Source organism: Streptomyces sp. NPDC002156, assembly GCF_053593675.1.
In genome coordinates this window covers 83,537-100,733 of record NZ_JBSFDA010000010.1, presented here as the reverse complement: position 1 = coordinate 100,733, position 17,197 = coordinate 83,537, and the positions used below count along the sequence as shown (strand labels likewise).

General features: G+C 69.0%; 16 protein-coding genes. 8 read left to right on the top strand and 8 right to left on the bottom strand.

Going from position 1 to position 17,197, the window contains the following annotated elements:
* Positions 1–236: 236 nt before the first annotated feature.
* Complete coding sequence (locus tag ACWCRB_RS07430) at positions 237–536, bottom strand: hypothetical protein (protein WP_450995115.1); 300 nt, start codon at positions 534–536, stop codon at positions 237–239.
* Positions 529–1,215, bottom strand: a complete 687-nt coding sequence (locus ACWCRB_RS07425) for an alpha/beta fold hydrolase (RefSeq protein WP_450995114.1) — start codon at positions 1,213–1,215, stop codon at positions 529–531. The genes ACWCRB_RS07430 and ACWCRB_RS07425 overlap by 8 nt, the downstream gene beginning before the upstream one ends.
* A gap of 111 nt (positions 1,216–1,326) precedes the next feature.
* Between ACWCRB_RS07425 and ACWCRB_RS07420 the strand changes: the two genes are divergently transcribed.
* Positions 1,327–2,298, top strand: a complete 972-nt coding sequence (locus ACWCRB_RS07420) for a helix-turn-helix transcriptional regulator (RefSeq protein WP_450995113.1) — start codon at positions 1,327–1,329, stop codon at positions 2,296–2,298.
* Positions 2,299–2,869: 571 nt separating this feature from the next.
* Here ACWCRB_RS07420 and ACWCRB_RS07415 read toward each other — a convergent pair.
* From ACWCRB_RS07415 to ACWCRB_RS07395, 5 genes are all read right to left on the bottom strand, one after another.
* Positions 2,870–3,289: an SCO4983 family protein gene (locus ACWCRB_RS07415; protein ID WP_369036063.1), complete on the bottom strand. Its 420-nt coding sequence runs from the start codon at positions 3,287–3,289 to the stop codon at positions 2,870–2,872.
* A 93-nt stretch (positions 3,290–3,382) separates the two neighbouring features.
* Positions 3,383–4,594 (bottom strand): pyridoxal phosphate-dependent aminotransferase, encoded by a 1,212-nt coding sequence (locus tag ACWCRB_RS07410; protein ID WP_450995112.1) that lies wholly within the window; start codon positions 4,592–4,594, stop codon positions 3,383–3,385.
* A gap of 248 nt (positions 4,595–4,842) precedes the next feature.
* The gene (locus tag ACWCRB_RS07405; RefSeq protein WP_450995111.1) at positions 4,843–5,640 is read right to left on the bottom strand and encodes a hypothetical protein; all 798 of its coding nucleotides are present in this window, start codon (positions 5,638–5,640) and stop codon (positions 4,843–4,845) included.
* A 198-nt stretch (positions 5,641–5,838) separates the two neighbouring features.
* On the bottom strand, positions 5,839–6,045 hold the full coding sequence (locus ACWCRB_RS07400) for a DUF397 domain-containing protein (protein ID WP_450995110.1): 207 nt from the start codon (positions 6,043–6,045) through the stop codon (positions 5,839–5,841).
* Positions 6,042–6,923: a helix-turn-helix domain-containing protein gene (locus ACWCRB_RS07395; protein ID WP_450995109.1), complete on the bottom strand. Its 882-nt coding sequence runs from the start codon at positions 6,921–6,923 to the stop codon at positions 6,042–6,044. Before ACWCRB_RS07395 ends, ACWCRB_RS07400 begins: the two co-directional genes overlap by 4 nt.
* 212 nt (positions 6,924–7,135) lie before the next feature.
* On the opposite strand from ACWCRB_RS07395, the gene ACWCRB_RS07390 reads away from it, so the two are divergent.
* From ACWCRB_RS07390 to ACWCRB_RS07380, 3 genes are read left to right on the top strand one after another with little or no spacing between them, the layout of a single operon-like run.
* A complete protein-coding gene (locus tag ACWCRB_RS07390) occupies positions 7,136–7,543 on the top strand; it encodes an ATP-binding protein (RefSeq protein WP_450995108.1) in 408 nt (135 codons plus the stop codon).
* Entirely contained in the window at positions 7,540–7,899 is a 360-nt protein-coding gene (locus tag ACWCRB_RS07385; protein ID WP_450995107.1) for a hypothetical protein, read from the top strand. Before ACWCRB_RS07390 ends, ACWCRB_RS07385 begins: the two co-directional genes overlap by 4 nt.
* Positions 7,884–8,270: a hypothetical protein gene (locus tag ACWCRB_RS07380; RefSeq protein ID WP_450995106.1), complete on the top strand. Its 387-nt coding sequence runs from the start codon at positions 7,884–7,886 to the stop codon at positions 8,268–8,270. Before ACWCRB_RS07385 ends, ACWCRB_RS07380 begins: the two co-directional genes overlap by 16 nt.
* A 21-nt stretch (positions 8,271–8,291) precedes the next feature.
* Here ACWCRB_RS07380 and ACWCRB_RS07375 read toward each other — a convergent pair whose 3' ends face one another.
* A complete protein-coding gene (locus ACWCRB_RS07375; RefSeq protein WP_450995105.1) occupies positions 8,292–11,996 on the bottom strand; it encodes an nSTAND1 domain-containing NTPase in 3,705 nt (1,234 codons plus the stop codon).
* Between the two features lie 160 nt (positions 11,997–12,156).
* Between ACWCRB_RS07375 and ACWCRB_RS07370 the strand changes: the two genes are divergently transcribed.
* From ACWCRB_RS07370 to ACWCRB_RS07355, 4 genes are all read left to right on the top strand, one after another.
* Positions 12,157–13,392: an acyltransferase family protein gene (locus ACWCRB_RS07370; RefSeq protein WP_450995104.1), complete on the top strand. Its 1,236-nt coding sequence runs from the start codon at positions 12,157–12,159 to the stop codon at positions 13,390–13,392.
* A 69-nt stretch (positions 13,393–13,461) separates the two neighbouring features.
* Complete coding sequence (locus ACWCRB_RS07365) at positions 13,462–15,225, top strand: P-loop NTPase fold protein (RefSeq protein WP_450995103.1); 1,764 nt, start codon at positions 13,462–13,464, stop codon at positions 15,223–15,225.
* A 144-nt stretch (positions 15,226–15,369) separates the two neighbouring features.
* A complete protein-coding gene (locus ACWCRB_RS07360; protein WP_450995102.1) occupies positions 15,370–16,116 on the top strand; it encodes a hypothetical protein in 747 nt (248 codons plus the stop codon).
* 158 nt (positions 16,117–16,274) lie between these two features.
* A complete protein-coding gene (locus tag ACWCRB_RS07355; protein ID WP_450995101.1) occupies positions 16,275–17,159 on the top strand; it encodes a S1 family peptidase in 885 nt (294 codons plus the stop codon).
* Positions 17,160–17,197: the final 38 nt, after the last annotated feature.

Here is a 17,197-nt window from a genome sequence, read left to right as displayed (position 1 = left end):
ATATACGCTCGGCAGCCCCCTTCCCCGGTTCTCTCCGCTGTTCGCCATCGGCCAAGCGGAAAGCGGGAGGCTGCCGTGTGTGTGGGGGACTGACCTGCGGTACGAACCCTGCCGCACTGACCCTGCAGCCTCACACCGGATCGACCACCCTGACCAGATCGCCCACGCCGGTGGCGGCCTCGCCGAAGCCATGTCGGAGGTGACCGACGGACACGAGGCGCAGGGCCGCTTCCTGTTCAGCGGGACCGTCGAACGCGCCTGTGCTTGATGTTGGGGAGCTCCTCGGGGCTGCCGTATCGGCACCACCCCTGCGCGGTGCCGTCCTCGTCGAGGACGAGCGCGGCGTGGGCGCGGCCGGTCCGCACCCTGTCCTCCTTGGCCTCGCGGTGGCTGATCCCGTGCCGGCCGCACTCCGGGTGGTAGCTGATGCACCAGCACCCGCCGAGGATCCCGTTGTTGCGCTCGACGAGCTCCGCGAAGGCGTCCCAGGTGGAGGCGTCCAGGGGGCGGGCCTGGTACGGAGTGGGCTCAAGCATCGGCGGCCGCCGCGGCCAGCAGCCGGGCGAGTTCGACCGGCTTGGTGGTCATCGGCCAGTGGCCCGAGTCGATGTCGACGAAGTCCAGGTGCCTGGTGCGGGTGACCTCGGGCACGTCACCGGCGTCGATCCAGTCCCGGGCCTGGGCGGGGGTGAACTCGGGGCACACGAGCAGCATCGGGACGTCGAACCTCCGCTCGTCCTTCAGCCGCACCGTGCCCTTGGCCACCCTCTCGGGCACGGGGATCGCCGCCGAGGCAATGCGGCTACGCGTTTCCTCGTCGAGGTCGACGGAGTCGGGTCCTTCGAACGGGCCCCAGCCGGGGAAGGCCATCACGCCGTCCTTGGTCTCGAAGAGGTCGGCGTACGGCTGCCCGTCGGCGGACGGGAAACCTCCGACAAGGGCGACCTTGGCGATCCGCTCCGGCCGCGCGTCGGCGGCCAGCCAGGCCAGAGTGCAGGCGACGGAGTGCCCGACCACCATGGGCTTCTCCGGCGCCGCGTCCACGGCGGCGAGCACCGCCGCCACCTGGTCCTCCAGCGTGGCGGACTCGGCTCCGTCACCCTGACCAGGGAGGGTGAGCGCAATGGGGCGGTGGCCGAGTTCCTCGAGGGCGGGCACGACGTCGTCCCAGGCGGATCCGTCGAGCCAGAGGCCGGCGATGAGCAGGATGTCCATAGATCAGTTCTCTTTCCCGTGAAGCCCGTGAGGTCGGTCAGGCCCATCACGCTACGACTGGTTCCGGACAATCCACTTCCGGTACATCTCGTGACCACCTAATCTGCTCGGGTGCCGACCGATCTCAGCCCCACCGCGCGAGCCCTGCGCACCCTCGAGATCCTCCAGTCCCGCACCACGGGGGTGACGGCCGACGAGCTCGCCGCGTCCCTGGGTGTCACAGAGCGGGCCGCGCGCCGGTACGTCGGGATCCTCCGCGAGGCGGGCATCCCCGTGCACTCGGCCCGGGGCCCCTACGGCGGGTACCGACTGGGGCGCGGGGCCAGGCTGCCGCCGGTCGTCTTCACGGAGCCCGAGGCGCTGGGCCTGGTCATGGCGGTCCTCGACGGTCAGCCGGCGGCCGCCGACCCCGATGCCGACGACCTTGTCGGTGCGGCCCTGGGCAAGGTCATCCGGGCGCTGCCCGAGAGCGTCGGCCGGCAGGCGGCCGCCCTGCGCGAGCACGCGTCGGCGGCGCCCGACCGGAACCCGTCCCGTCCGGATCCCGCCCTCACGAGCACGCTCGTCGGGGCCAGCGCGGTGCGACGCCGCGTGCTGGTCACGTACCGCAGTGAGTCCGGCAACGAGTGGGAGGCCGAGGTGGACCCCTGGGCGGTCGTCGTCCGCTACGGCCGCTGGTACCTCCTGTGCCATTCCCACCACGCGGACGCGATCCGCACCTACCGGATCGACCGGGTCCGCGCGGTCCGGCAGACCGCCCGCGGCTTCGAGATGCCCGACGGCCTCGACCCGGTGGCGGCGCTGGAGGAGAACCTGGGCAAGGGGTGGGAGTTTCCCACGCGGGTGGTGTTCGACGCCCCGATGGCCGAGGTGGCGCCGTGGATCCGGCCGCCCATGGGACGGCTTGAACCGTCGGGGGACGGGTGCGTGCTCGTCGGCAGCACGAGGAATCCGACGATGTACGCGCAGGAGTGGCTGGCGCGGCTGCCGCTCGCCTTCCGCGTCGAGGGCGGGCAGGAACTGCGCGCGGCGGTGGAAGCGCTCGCCACGCGTCTCAGCGCCGCCGTGACGGACGAGCCCTGAGTTGCCGGTCATGGGGCTGGGATGAACATCACTCACTGCGGGTAGCGGCGGCCCGATGTCACCACCCTGTCGCCCGCACAACCACCGCCCCTCCCGTTGCGTCGCCGCCCAGGCCTTCCAGAGCCCTTGGGGCCGGTCCTGCAATGGCAACGACAGCAACTCTGCAGTCATCAGCGCCCGGTGAACCAGCAGACGCCGTCCCGCGATGACAGTGCCCACCACGTCACGGCCCTGAGGCAACGCCGGCTCAAGCCGGGGATGGCGCCCGGATATGCGGCACATGCCCGCACATGCCCGCAGTTCGGAGTAGGGCTTCCTCAGCGTGGCGGCGCCGGGATTCGAACCGGGGAAGGCTGAGCCGACGAAGCTGTTCCTGTCTTCCACGTCCACCGACGGAGGCCTACAGAACCCTCCCACGGCGAATCGCACGGCAGTCACCGCATCCAACGGCACTTCACAACCCGGGATCACAGAATCAACCCTGCTCAAGCGAACGCAGTGCTGTGGCACCCGGTCCGCACGTCGCTGCGGGAGCGCGCGGACCGGGGCCGTCGGGGGAGCCCGGGAGGGGCTAGCGGGACGCGAGCGCGCGAGGCCCGCTGGCCTCCGCGTGGGCGTCCATACGTTCGGCGGCGAGGATCGCGGCGGCCGTATCGGCCCGCGAGGCCGCGACGACCAGGGCTCGCCCGGCGAGGGCGTGGGCCCGCCGGTGCAGGGCGGTGACTTCGGGCGCGGCGCTGCGGGGCGCCGATGCGCGAGCGGGCGTACGTCCGCGCCTCAACCTGCTCACCTCGGCGGTGAGCCGCTCCGCGGCCGCGTCCAGATCGGCGGAGGGCGCGACGGCGCGCAACTCGTCGGTCGCGGTGAGAAGCGCGGCGAGGTGACCGGCCAGCTGAATGTCCAGCTCTTCCTCACGCGACCGGTGCGGGAAGTCCGGGGCGGCGCCGGCCAGCGTGCTGTGGACCGACGGGGTGCGGATCGGTTCGTACATGGGGAGATGGCCTCCTGTGCGCTGACAGGAAACCATCCTAGCTTAGATTCTGTCTAAAGTTGACCCCGGTCGCGCAGGGTGAGCCCCCGGCTACTACGGCTGGCTGTAGCCGTCCAGGAACGTGCCGATACGGGTCACCGCGTCGCGCAGATCGCTGACCGTGGGCAGCGTGACGACGCGGAAGTGGTCCTGTTCGGGCCAGTTGAAGCCCGTACCGTGCACGACCATGATCTTCTCGCGGCGGAGCAGGTCCAGGACCATCCGCCGGTCGTCCTTGATCTTGAAGACGTTCGGGTCGAGACGCGGGAAGAGATAGAGCGCGCCCTTCGGCTTCACGCAGGTGACGCCCGGAATCCTGGTGAGCAGCTCGTACGCGACGTCCATCTGTTCCTTGAGCCGCCCGCCCGGCAGCACCAGGTCGTTGATCGTCTGGCGCCCGCTGAGCGCGGCGACCACCCCGTGCTGGCCCGGCATGTTCGCGCACAGACGCATGTTCGCCAGGATCGTCAGGCCCTCGATGTAGGAGTCGGCGTGCGCGCGGGGGCCGGAGATCGACATCCAGCCGACGCGGTAACCGGCGACGCGGTACGCCTTCGACATGCCGTTGAAGGTGAGGGTGAGGAGGTCGGGGGCGATCTTCGCGGTCGAGGTGTGCGTGGTGCCGTCGTACAGGATCTTGTCGTAGATCTCGTCCGAGCAGACCAGGAGGTTGTGGCGGCGGGCGATGTCCGTCAGCCCGCGGAGCATGGCGTCGTCGTACACCGCGCCCGTCGGGTTGTTCGGGTTGATGATGACGATCGCCTTGGTGCGGTCGGTGACCTTGCGCTCGATGTCCGCGAGATCCGGCATCCAGTCGGCCTGCTCGTCGCAGCGGTAGTGGACCGCCGTACCGCCGGAGAGGGAGACCGCCGCCGTCCACAGGGGGTAGTCGGGGGCCGGGACGAGCACCTCGTCGCCGTCGTCGAGCAGGGCCTGCATCGCCATCACGATCAGCTCGGAGACGCCGTTGCCGATGAAGACGTGCTCGACGTCCGTCTCGATGCCGAGGGTCTGGTTGTGCATGACGACCGCCCGGCGCGCGGCCAGCAGTCCCTTCGCGTCGCCGTAGCCGTGGGCCGACGACACGTTGCGGAGGATGTCCTCCAGGATCTCGGGCGGAGCCTCGAAGCCGAAGGCGGCCGGATTGCCGGTGTTCAGCTTGAGAATGCGATGCCCTGCCGCCTCCAGCCGCATCGCCTCTTCGAGAACCGGGCCCCGGATCTCGTAACAGACGTTGGCGAGCTTGGTCGACTGGATCAGCTGCATGGCGGTGAGTTTACGGGGCCGTAATGCGTCGGGCTTCGTGTTATCCGCCACGTGAGACGGGGACGGGGACGGGGGCGGGGCGCGGAGAGGGGACGTGGGTGTGGCGGGTGGGTGGCTTGCTGCCGGGGTGACTCAGGACCTGGAGATCGTCGCCTTCGCATCCGCCAGGGCCCCCGAGGTGGAACCGCAGCGGGATCCCGTACCGGGTCCAGGAGGCCGAGACCCGTGCCCGCCGGATCCTCAGACCTTCATCTGCGATCAGCGTGGACTTGAGCACCAGGGAGCCGCTTATGGTCTACTCCGACGCGCTCGAAGAGTCGGTTCATCCAAGAAATCCCTTGGATCGACACCCCTTCTTGGATGGCCATTCCGTTTATATAGAATCCTTCTTCCCAGGAAACCCCAAGTGTAATGCCAGGATTCTTTCTGTGGAGGGCAACCAGTTGTGGTGCTCCGCCGCTGCGCCTGTCTTTTCTCTCCTTTAGTGCGTCGCAGAAGGAACTGAATTGGGCTCGACTGGTGCCGCCGGAGTCGGATTCAGCCCACTTGGCCGACGCGCTCTTCAGGTGGCCTTCCCCGCTGCCGAGAAAAGTCAAGTGTGAGCTGCTGGTAGGTATTTCAATTCGTTCAGATTCTACTGTGCCGGATTTGGCGTCAAGTTTGAGTATCTGGAAGCCGAATTCGCAGGCGACGCCTTCGCCCACTCGTGTCGCATGAACGATTGAAAGGTCGTACCTTTCCTTTGGGGGGAAGCTGGACCAGACGTGCTCGATAATGCTGCGCAGGTATTCTTGGCGAGTGGTCACGCTGTTGTTTTCCCTGGCCTCCTCCAGGCTGAGTATTTCAATGACGGTGGGGAGGAACAGTGCGGGGAAGAATACGTATCCTACATAGCCGAAAATGTCTGGGGACTTGTGGCAGGCGAAAGTTTTCCTTGCGCTGTCCCAGGAATGAGTATCGCCCCAGGAGATTCTGCTGTCCGTGGCAATGTACAAAGATGCGGGACCTCTCGAGTCCACGCCCACCCACGCAGCCAGGCTGGTCACCCAGTAACCTCCATGACTTGACAACGGCAGTCTTCTGCCCGACCCTCTTCTTGCAACTCCGGGAGCCTCCACCACATGGGGGCGGCGAGGTGCCCACGGTGGCATACGCCAAATTTTTGGCAGATGCCTTTCATCCGTGTCTCCGGTCTTGGGGCCGGCCACTTCCTCGTGGCCGGCCACCCCACTCCTTCTCGGCCCTTAGTCGCCGAACTCTCCGTCATTGACGCTGGCGCTGAAGGCATTCCACTCCGTGGGGGCGAAGAAGAGGACGGGGCCATGGGGGTCCTTGCTGTCGCGTATCGCGCGGCCTCCGTCGGCGGTGTGGGCGACCTCGACGCACTCCTGTGTACCCCCCTGTGAGGCGCTGGCCTTCTTGAACGCGGTGACGATGTCCTGATTCTTCATTCCGATTCTTTCTCGTCGTCCGGGATGTCCTTTATTGCCTTCCGGATGAAAGCCAGACTCTGATCGGGGGGCAGCGCGGCAGACCTCAGGGCCTCGAAGATCTGTGCGTGATGAGCCATGTCCTTGAGATCTTCGAGGATCACTGTGCTCGTCGTGGTGTCGTACGCGACAGCCTCGGGAGCGGGTTCGGGGCCGAAGCTGAACATCACGAAGTGGGACGTCAAGTGCGCGGCCCGCCACTCGGAGAGCGGTAGCACCTGGATGCTTACGTTCTGCCGCTGCGCGACGTTGAGAATGTGCAGCAACTGCTCACGATGGATCTTCGTGGACGGCATGGCCGCAGTGAGTGCGGGTTCCCAGATGACCGCTGCGAATCGTGCGCCGTCCTCCTCGATGGTCTGACGGCGTGCCTGCCGGATGGCCACCATTTCTTCAACGGCTTCGGGGGCGTGGACGGTCAGGCTCGAACTCAGCAGTGTCCTGAGATAGTTGTCGGTCTGTAGCAGGCCGGGAATGAACAACGGCTGCCATGTGCGGATGTAAGTGGAATCCGCCTCCAGTGTGATGACATCGGTGTACCCCTCGTCCTGTGACGCCCAGGGGTAGTTGAGCCACCAGCCTCGCTTGTTGGAGTCCCGCGAGAGCTGTTCAAGTCTCATGTAGACGTCGCGGTCTTCGACCCCGTACAGCTCCAACATGAGGCGGACATCGCCAGGGCGGGCGGAGACCTGGCCGGCCTCGATCCTGCTGATCTTGGTCTTCGAACCGGCGATGTGTTCGGCCGCGTGCTGCTGGTCGAGCTTCGCCGCCTCGCGGTATCGCCTCAGGGCTGCGCCGAGCCACCTGCTGCGCACGGTAGGGCGTCCACCTGCGGGCATGTCCCCCTCCTCTACTGCGTGTAACCAGTCTGCACGGGTTCAGTTGCCACACGCTAGCTGATTGGCGACTTGAGGTTAGTCGCAACTTTGCGTTCTGAAGCTAGTTGCGAACCTTACCGGTTGCCCCCTAGCGTGGGTTGCGTCACGCAGTGTCCCCGCTTCGGGACGGTGGGTGATTCTGGTTCCGCCTGCCCACTGACCTTGGGGGACCTATGTCCGGGCGCACGAATACGAAGAGGTTCCGCTTACGCAAGGATTCGGTGCCGGTCGCCCGCGACCATGTCCGCGCGATATTGACCCTCTGGCTCCTCGGCGAACTGGCCGACGACGCCGAGTCGATCGTGGGTGAGCTGGCGGCCAATGCCGTCCTGCATGCCAAGGGGATCGGTGAGTTCTTCGAGGTGGGACTGCGTCGGCGCGACGGCGTGCTGATCGTCGAGGTGTCCGACTCGTTTCAGTGGCGGATGCCCGAGAGACGAGATGCGGACCTTGATGACTGCGACGGGCGCGGGCTCGTCATCGTCGAGGGGCTGTCCGACAAGTGGGGCGTGCGACCGAGGGAGACCGGTAAGACGGTCTGGGCTCATCTGGTCATCAACCGTGGGGAGGCGGTGTGTTGAGCGCGCCGTCCGCCTCCTTCGACGCCGACTGTGTGGCATACACCGTCTCGGGCCGTTCGCTGTACGGACTCGGCCGCTGCCGCTCCAACTCCGCCTGGCTAGCCATGGCTTGGCTGGTGCGGCGGGCCGGACACATCGCGGAGCAACTCGATCCACCGGCCGCCGCTCCGGTGCGGGCGTGGATGTCCGACGGCTGGGAGCACGCGCGAGCCTTGCTGCGGCTCGGTCGGCAGGAGACGTACACGTACATGATCTGTGACGGCGGCGTCCGGTACGTACTGGTCGTCACCCCCGTTGTCCTCGTACGCCGTGCCGCCGACCAGGTCGACCAGGAGGCGACATGCGCCGCAGCCTGATGCACCGCCCTGCGTCCGCCGGTCGTCCTGGCTGGTGGTGCGAGTTCACCGCGTACTCGACGGCGGACGGCGGCAATGGAGGGACAGGGCTCCGGACGAAAGTGGCCGATACACCGGAACAGGCGTTGGTGTGGATGCGTCTTGCCGTGCGTGTGCTGCTCTCCGCGTTCGACGCCGAGGACACCGAGCGGGCGTTCCGGTGGCTCGACCATGGCCAGTGGGAAGCGGTCATGCGGCTCCGGGCCGGTGAAACGTACGCGTTCGTCGCCTCCGCAGGAGACACGCGTGTTGAGTGGTCCGCCCGGCCCGTGCTCTTCCTGTCTTTGGCTCGCGCCGACCATGGTCCGCAGTGTCCATGTCCGCGCCCATGACCTTTGAGTATCGATGAGGTCCTATCTCACGGTCGTCCGGCAGCCGGTATCCGCGGACTGCCCGTGCAAGTAGCGGGACTGTTCCTGAGAGGTGAGAGAGGCGTCGGCAGCATCGCAAATGTTGCGGATCGCGCGGGCCGGGTCGGGCAGGTCGACGTTCCACAGGCCGACGGAGTCGCCCGTGCCGATGGCCAGGGTCCGTCCGTCCGGGCTGAACGCCACTGTTTCGGGCGAGCGGGTCGGCAGGGTGCTTCTGGTCTGGCCGGTGGTGAGGTCCCACAGTTGGACTCCGCCCACGGTGCTCACCGCCAGAGTGCGTCCATCGGGGCTGAAAGCCGGCGACGACGCCTCATCGCCGACACTGAAGCTGTCCTGGAGCCGACCGGTGCGCGCATCCCATGTCTTCACCAGTCCGTTGCCGCCGGCCACGGTGGCCAGCGTGTGTCCGTCCGGGCTGAACGCCAGGGACAGCGGGCTCCGGGTGCCCGGGTCGATGGTGCGCTGCGTGCGGCCGGTTGCCGCGTCGAGCAGCGTGATCTGCTCGCCGTCGGCCTCAATGCCCACGACGGCGAGTGTGCGGCCGTCCGGACTGAACACCGCCGTCCTGACGGGTTCGCCGTGGCCGTTGCGGGCGGTGCGGAGTACGCCGGTTGAAAGGTGCCAGATCCACACCGATCCCTCCACGCCGACGATGGCGAGCCGCGTCCCGTCGGGGCTGAAGACCGCCGTGCCGACGGCGCCCAGGGCACGGCTCTGGCGAAGACGGCCCGTGGCCACGTCCCGGACCTCGACCACCTCTGTCCGCCCTTTTCGCACGGTCCTGACGGCCAGGGCGCGCCCGGTCGGGCTGAACCCCACGGCCCCGAGGCGGGAAGCCGTGAAGGGCAGTTGCCTTCCTCCGGGTGCCGGGTCGGTGTCGAGCGCCAGTGCGGCCTCGCGACCGCCGGTCCTGACATCCCAATGCTCGACCGACCCATGGCCGGGCGGCCCTTGGCGAACCGTCGCCATCGTCCGTCCGTCCGGACCGAATGCCATGTCGGCGATGTACGTGCCGGCAGGGCCGGGCAGGGTGGTCTGCGGGGGATCGGCGGGCAGGCGGTGGACGCGGACGGCGGGGTCCAGGTTGTTGCTGGTGACCAGGGTGCGGCCGTCCGCGCTGAGAGCCACTTCCATGACCCCCCGTGCGTGGTGACCGGCGGCCACGATGCCTCGCGTTGTGCCGGAAGCGGTGTCCCACAGCCGCACCTTGTCCCCTTGGCCCGGGATCGCGAGGGTCCGACCGTCGGGTGCGAAGGCCACCTCGTGCAACCCGGTGGGACCGTCCCGGACGGTGCGCCGGACGATGCCGGTAGCCGTCTCCCGCAGTTGCACCGAACCGTCGGCGCGCACAACCGCGTAGGTTCGGCTGTCCGGGTTGAGAGCCACCACCTGGCCGTCGATCCGGCCGTCGTGGGCGGTCCGGGTGCGGCCGGTGGCCACGTCCCACACCCGCACCAGTCCGCCGAGGCTCACGGCGGCGACGGTACGTCCGTCAGGGCCGAAGGCGACCGCCTGCGGGTCGGGGTGGCCGGTGAAGCCTTGCCGCTTGCGGCCGGTGGCCATGTCCCACAGCCGTACAGCCGTCGCTGAGGCGGCGGCCACGGTACGACCGTCAGGGCTGAAGGCGATCCCGCGTACCGAACCGCCGGGGATGGTGAGGGTTCCGCGTTTCCTGCCGGTGGCCGGATCCCACATGCGTATCGCCCCGCCGGTGGAGACAGCGAGGGTGCGGCCGTCGGGGCTGAACGCCGCAGTCGTGACCTCGCCGGTGCTTCGGCCGGGGAACGTGTGCCGGAGCCGGCCTTCCGGCAGACTCCAGATCCTTACTCCGCCGTCCGTGCTGTGGGCGGCGACGGTGCGGCCGTCCGGGCTGAGGGCGAGAGAATCCACCGGTTCGGTGCCGCTGACCAGGCGCTTGCGCAGCGGTAGCGCCGCGGCGGCATACAGGGCGGCGGTGGCTTCGCGGGTCGGGCTGGTCCGGTAGGCATGGACGGCGAGCAGTGCGGCGAGGTCGGGTTCGGAGTCCAGCAGTGCGCTGGACTGGGCGGCCAGTTGCCGGGACTCGGCCAGGCGCTGGGCGGCGACCGCGCTCTGCCACTGCCCCACGGCGAGGCCGGCGGCGACGAGGGCGAGACACAGGGCGGCGGTGACCGCGGTGAGCACCAGCCGGTACCGGCGACGGCCCTGCTGCTCGTGGTCGAGTCCGGCGTCGAGGAAGGCGCGCTCCAGGTCGGTCAGGTCCTCGCATGGTGCGCCGCCGAAGTGTTCCTGGGCGGCGGCGAGCCGGCTTCCTCGGTACAGAGCGCCCTTTTCGCGGCCCAGGTCCTGCCAGGCCTGGGCCGCTTCGGTCAGGTTCCGGTGCACACGCAGGCGTTCGCGGTCTTCCTCGATCCACCCGCGCAGCCGGGGCCAGGCCGTGATCAGGGACTCGTGAGCCATCTCGACCCTGTCGTCGTCCAGGGTGAGCAGCCGCGCTCCGGCGAGTGCCTCCACCACCTGGGCGGTATCGTCCCGGCCGGTGCCGGGCAGTTCCGCGCGTTCGACGGGACGGCGGGTGTCGGGCGTGCCGTCACCGGGGATGACCAGGCGCAGCAACACCCGACGGGCGGCAGCCGCCTGGTCTGCGGTGAACCGGCCGTAGACCTGCTCGGCGGTCTTGGCGATCGCGCCGTCCAGGCATCCGGCCGCCTCGTACCCCGTCATGGTCAGTGTCTTGCCGCGGCGGCGGCGCCAGGTCTCCAGCAGCGCGTGGGACAGCAGGGGCAGCCCGCCCGGCGCGTCGGCGACCTCCGTGACCAGCCGGGCTGTGAGGGCGCGTTCCACGGTCAGTCCGGCAGCCGTGGCCGGTTTGACGACGGCATCGCGCAGTTCCGCCCGACTCATCGTTCCGGCCAGGAGGTTGGCGTCGCGCAGTGCGTCGGCCAGGTCGCGGTGCTCGGCGCAGCGGCCGTAGAAGTCGCCGCGCACCGCCAGTAGCACCCGCAGACGGCTCCCGGGCTGCCGGGCCGTCAGCAGGAGATCGATGAAGCGGGTGCGCTCGGCCGCGTCGTGGCAGAGGGTGAAGACCTCCTCGAACTGGTCGACGATCATGAAAGTGTCCGGTCCTGCGCTGCCGTCGCGGGGAGTCGCGGGCGTGAGGAGGGATGCGTGGCTGCGGGCCGGGCGTTCGCCCGGTGTCAGGATCCGGATCGCGGCCGGGCGCAGGCCCGGCTCCTGAGCGTGCTGGAGGACGGGTAACAGGCCGGCCCGCAGCAGGGAGGACTTGCCGCTGCCGCTGGGGCCGAAGACCGCGGCGAACCGCCGGCGGCGCAGCAGGTCGACCAGGTCGGCGGTGAGCTGTTCCCGGCCGAAGAACAGGCCGCTGTCCCCGGGCTCGTACCGAGCCAGACCCCGGTACGGCGTGGGTGATCCGTCGTCGTCCCGGGAGTCGTCACCGGCGGACTCCTCCACCGCCTCCTTCCACCGGGTCTCCCATTCCGCCAGGTCTCCACCGCACGCCCCGGCATACGCCAGGGCCACCGGCAGCGTCGGCAGTTGCTCGCCGGCCGCTGCCTGCGACAGCGCGGTCACCGAGTAGCCCGCCCGCTGAGCCAGCGACCGGTAGGTGATCCCGTCTGCCTCCGCCCGCAGCTTGCGCAACTCGAACGCGAACCGCTGCACCGGACCCGCCGCCGGATCCACCGGCATCTCACGACGCCCCGCCACAACTCACCCCCGCCAGTCGCCGGTTCATTGTTCAGCCGCCAGAACGGTACTGCCGAACAATGCACCGGCCACTGAACTCGGTGATGCCCCCGCCGCACAGCAAGCCCGGCGGACATCTCACCGAAGAGGACTCTGGCAACGCATGCAATCCCCACCCCGCGTCCCTGCTTCACCGGTGCGTCCACTCTCCCCCGCGTCTCGGTTGGGTTGGCTGGACGCGGCGCGTGGCATCGCCGCGCTCGTCGTGGTGTTCGACCACTCCTCGTACACCTTCATGGCGGACTTCCGGCGGGAGTTGATGCCGCAGTTCAACACCAGCCGCTACGGCATCATGGTGTTCTTCCTGGTGAGTGGCTACATCATCCCCGCATCGCTGGAGCGCCGGGGCTGCGTCCGGACGTTCTGGATCGGACGAATCTTCCGCGTGTACCCGCTGTGGGCGGCTGTCGTCACGGTGCTCCTCGCCCTCGACCTCCTGGGCATCGCGGAGATACGTGACTTCGGCCAACAGAGCGTGGCCACTGTGGCGGTGGCCCACGCCACCTTGCTCCAGGAGTTGCTCGGGACGCCCAGTCTCCTGCTCGTCCTGTGGACGCTCTCGTACGAGATGTCCTTCTACCTGCTGGTCGTGGCTCTTTTCACGGTCCGCCTTCACGGGCGGTCCGCGGCGGTCGCGGTCGTCCTGGCCGTGCTCGCCGCCGCGAGTGTGACGGCAGGGGTGGCGCTGCCCTCCTCTGCCCTGTCCGGACTGGTCGGCACCGGCCCGCTGATCGTGTTCGCGTCGATCGCCATGGGGGTCGCCATCTGCTGTGCGAGCGCCGCGTCACCCGTGCTCCGGGTGTTCGGGGGTGCGCTGGGCGGGGTGCTGGCGCTCACCCTGGTCCCGTTCAACGGCACGGTCCCGCTGTGGGAAGGCCTGGTGATCCTCGCCGTGATGTTCCTCGGCACCGCCGTTCACCGTGCCGAGAACGGTCAGAGCACCTGGCGCCGTGCGGCCGGTACCGCCGTCACAGTGGTTGCCTGTGCTGTAGGGAGTGCGTACTGGTACGGCGACGGCGACCACTTCACCCGGCGAGGCTGGATCGTCGCGTTCCTGCTGGCTGTACTGACCTTCGGCGCCGGACTGCTGTCCCGCCGTCGGCGCATACCGCGGATGCTGACCGGACTGGGAACGATCAGCTACTCGGTCTATCTGCTGCATCCGGTGCCGCTGGCCGTGATCGACAGCACGATCGGCCGACGGCGGCAGGACAGTCCTGCGCTCGAAGTCGCGTTCTTCGCCGTGCTGCTGCCCCTGTGTCTGCTGACTCACCGTTACGTCGAAGCACCGAGCCAGGCATGGGGCCGCAGGCTGGCACGCCGTGTGCAGCCACCGTGACGATCCCAAGTTGCCCTGACCCTGGGTATGTTGACCTTCTCGATCAGAAGGAAGGGAGCAGCCGGACGCATGAGGTTCTCGCTGCTGAACGACGAGCCCGTGACCGTGCCGGAGGGTGATCTGCTGGGTGCCGGGCGGGCCGCGCGGGAGCTGGCCCGGCTGTTGCACGACTCCCGGACCGCGACCCCCTTCACGCTTGCCGTCGATGCCGGGTGGGGAATGGGCAAGAGCAGCCTCATGCGGCTCGTCGAGGCCGAGTTGCGGCAGCGTCAGGACGTCGAGATCGTCTGGTACAACGCCTGGACCTCCTCCGGTGCCGACGCGTTGGAAGGGCTCATCAAGTCGGTGCTGATGAAGTTCGACCGGCGGCTGCTGCGGCGCGTGATCCACGGCGCGTCCGAACGCGGGACCCTGATACGGGCCTTGCGGGCGACGCTCACCATCGCCTCGGCGCCGTTCGGCGCGGCCGGGCTCGTCGACCAGTTCTGGCGTGACCTGTCCGTCGATCCCAAGGCCCGCAACGAGATGCGGGACGCGCTGCGCGACCTCGCCACCGAGTGGGCCGACTCGGCGGAGTACGAACCGCGCCGGCTGCTCGTCGTCTTCGTCGACGACCTCGACCGCTGCTCGGAGGAGACGGTCCTCGCGGTGTGCGAGGCGGTGAAGGTCTATCTGGACGTGCCGGGGCTGGCCTTCGTCATCGGCTGCGACCGGGCCGCGCTCGGCCCGTCCGGGCTGCTGCGGGACCTCGGGCCTGCCGGTTCCGCGTTCATGGAGAAGGTCTTCCAGACGAGCTACCGGCTGCCGGTGGCGGGCGGCCCCGACCTGGAGACGTACGTCCGCCACTGCGCCGAGCGCGCCGGGCTGCGCGAACTGCTCGACGACGACCTGGTCCGGCTCATCGCCGACCGTTCCGCCCGCAACCCGCGCCGGATCAAACGGCTCATCAACGGCTTCGGCCTGGAGTGCGCGCTCAACCCGGTCTGGGCGCGCTTCAAGTCGGAGGCGGTCATCCGCACGCTGCTCCTCCAGCACCTGTACGCCGACTTCTACCGGCTGCTCGTCGCCGGCGACGGCACCTACGCGCACGCGGCCCGTGAGTTCCTGGAGTACCGGACGGCCCGGCGCGTCCTCAGCCGGTGGGCGCAGGTGGCTCCGGAGGCCTGGCAGGCCACGGTGGACTCCGTGACCGGGCACGGTCTGCCTGAACCGCAGCCGGAGGACGCGGAGAGCTGGGAGGCCGTCCTCGCCCGGCTGGAGGAGGAACTGCCCACCGCGTTCCCGGTCCTCGTGCGCGACCAGAGCTTCGTCCACCTCGTCGAGGAGTGGATGGCGCTGCCCCAAGTGGACGAGCTGGTCAAGCAGTTGCAGGAGGGCGGGGCGACGCCGGTCACCTCGATCCGGGGCGAGGACGATCCGGAGAGCGGTGAGACGGCCCTGGGCAACGCCGCCTACCGGGGGCTGCGCATCCTCTGGGTCGACGACCATCCGGAGTGGAACCGGACCTACCGCCGCCATCTGGAGTCCCACGGCGCCGAGATCCTGCTGGCCGAGAACGGCTGGACCGCCGAGCGGATCCTCGGCGCGCACCGGGTGGACCTGCTGATCTCCGACGTGGCGCGCGGCACAAACCGGGACGCCGGTTTCACCGACCTCGCGAGCTGGCGTACGCTGCGGCTCTTCGAGGGGCCCGTGGTGTTCTTCTGCGCCCGGGTCACACCCGCCCGCCAGCGGCGGTCCCGTGAACTCGGGGCGCGCATCGCGAAGGGCAGCAACGCGCTCTTCGCGTCCATCGACGACGCCTGTACGGAAATCCGCCAGCGCGAGTCCTGAAGCAACTCCTTCTGTCGCGGGCCGTGTTGTCCGCCGCCCGGGACCGGCTCAGTCATGTCTGCCGGGCGGGTCGCTGTGTCTGTTCCCGGCGGTAACTGTCCCCAACTGTCTCCGTAAACCCTTTCGTCCCTAGAATGCGCGCTCATGTCATGGCAGAACGGGACGCACGGCGCGGAGAACGGGACGTACGGCGCGAACGCCGCGAACGAGGTGGTGGGTGCGCACGACGGCCACGGTGTTCACCCGGATCCGGCCGGGCACGCTCAGCCACCGAACGTCTACCATCCGCAGCCCGATACCGGCCGCACCCCGGAGTACGACGCGTACGCGGACCCTGCCGCCGCCCACGGCTGGCAGAACGCGTACGACGAGACGGCCGAGCTGCCGACGACGAGTGCCGTCGGTGCGGGTGCGGGTGCGGGTGCGGAGGCGAGTGCGGCTGGGCATCGCCGGAAGAAGAGCGCGTCGAGTCGGCGCGGGGTGGTGGTCGGGGCTGTCGTCGGGGCGGTGGGTGTGGTGTCCATGGCGGCCCTGATCGTGGGGTTCGGCGGCTCGGACGCGCCCTCGGGCGGCGGGTCGGGGGACGAGGGGGAGCGGGCGCGTTCGACGGCGGGGGCGTCTGTGACGCCCGGGGGAGCGTCGGCCGTCACCGGCTCCCCGGGTGTCACGGACGCCGCGCCCTCCGATGCGGCGCTCGCTTCTCCAGGGGGCGCGCGGGGCGCGTCCGGCGGCTCCACGTCGCCCACCACCCTCTCCAGTGCCGCCTCGGCGACCTCCGCCTCCCCCTCCGGTGCCGCCTCCCCGACCGCCACCGCGACCGGTGACTCGGCCCCGGGCAACTCGGGGAGCAACCCGGGGCGGGGCAAGGACGGAACCAAGGGGCCTAAATAGCAGGAGAGTTGGGCAGAAATCCCGGCCGGATGCACCCCTCGTCAACCGGCCGGAAACGATTCCTTGCCTCAATCGCCCCTCCCGCATCACAATGCGCATGACAAAAAGCGAGCGGCCGGAAAACCTCCGGTCGCTCCTTCGTACGAGGGGACCCCCACATGAACAAGCCTCTCCTTGCCGCGCTCACAGCTCTGGTGATCACCGGGGCCGGCGCGGCACCCGCGGTCGCCGCGCAGGCCGACACGGCCGCGTCCGTCGGGAAGAGCACCACGAGCACCACCGTCAAGACGGCTGCCGCTCCGGCCATCCAGGCCGTCAACTTCGCCGGCACCGTCTCGCTCTCCAACTGTTCCGGCTCGCTCGTCCGCTTCCCCAGCTCCGAGTCCGACGACCCGGCGCTGGTCATGTCCAACGGGCACTGCCTGGAGACCGGCTTCCCGGCCGCCGGCGAGGTCATCGTCGACCAGGCGTCCACCCGTACCTTCGGGCTGCTCAACGCCTCGGCGACCCGGGTCGGCACCCTGCGCGCCAGCAAGATCGCGTACGCGACGATGACCGACACGGACGTCTCGATCTACCAGCTCACGACCACGTACGCGCAGATCGCCAGCAGCTACGGCATCAGCCCGCTCACCCTCAATGACACCCACCCGGTCGCCGGCACCGCGATCACGGTCGTCTCCGGGTACTGGAAGCGGACGTACGCCTGCAACATCGACGGCTTCGCCTACCGGCTCAAGGAGGGGGAGTGGACCTGGAAGGACTCGGTCCGTTACACCTCCGCGTGCCAGACGATCGGCGGGACGTCTGGGTCGCCGGTTGTCGACAACGCGACGGGGAATGTCGTTGCCGTCAACAACACCGGTAATGAGGACGGCGGGACGTGCACCGACAACAACCCGTGTGAGGTTGATGCGAGCGGCAACGTGACTGTTCGTGAGGGCATCAACTATGCGCAGGAGACTTACCAGATCCCGGCTTGCTTCGGTCTCGACAACAAGTTGGATCTGAGCCGCAGTGGGTGTGTGTTGCCCAAGCCGTAGCGCTCCGTGGGGGGTGGGGCGGTAGTGGTGCGATCTGC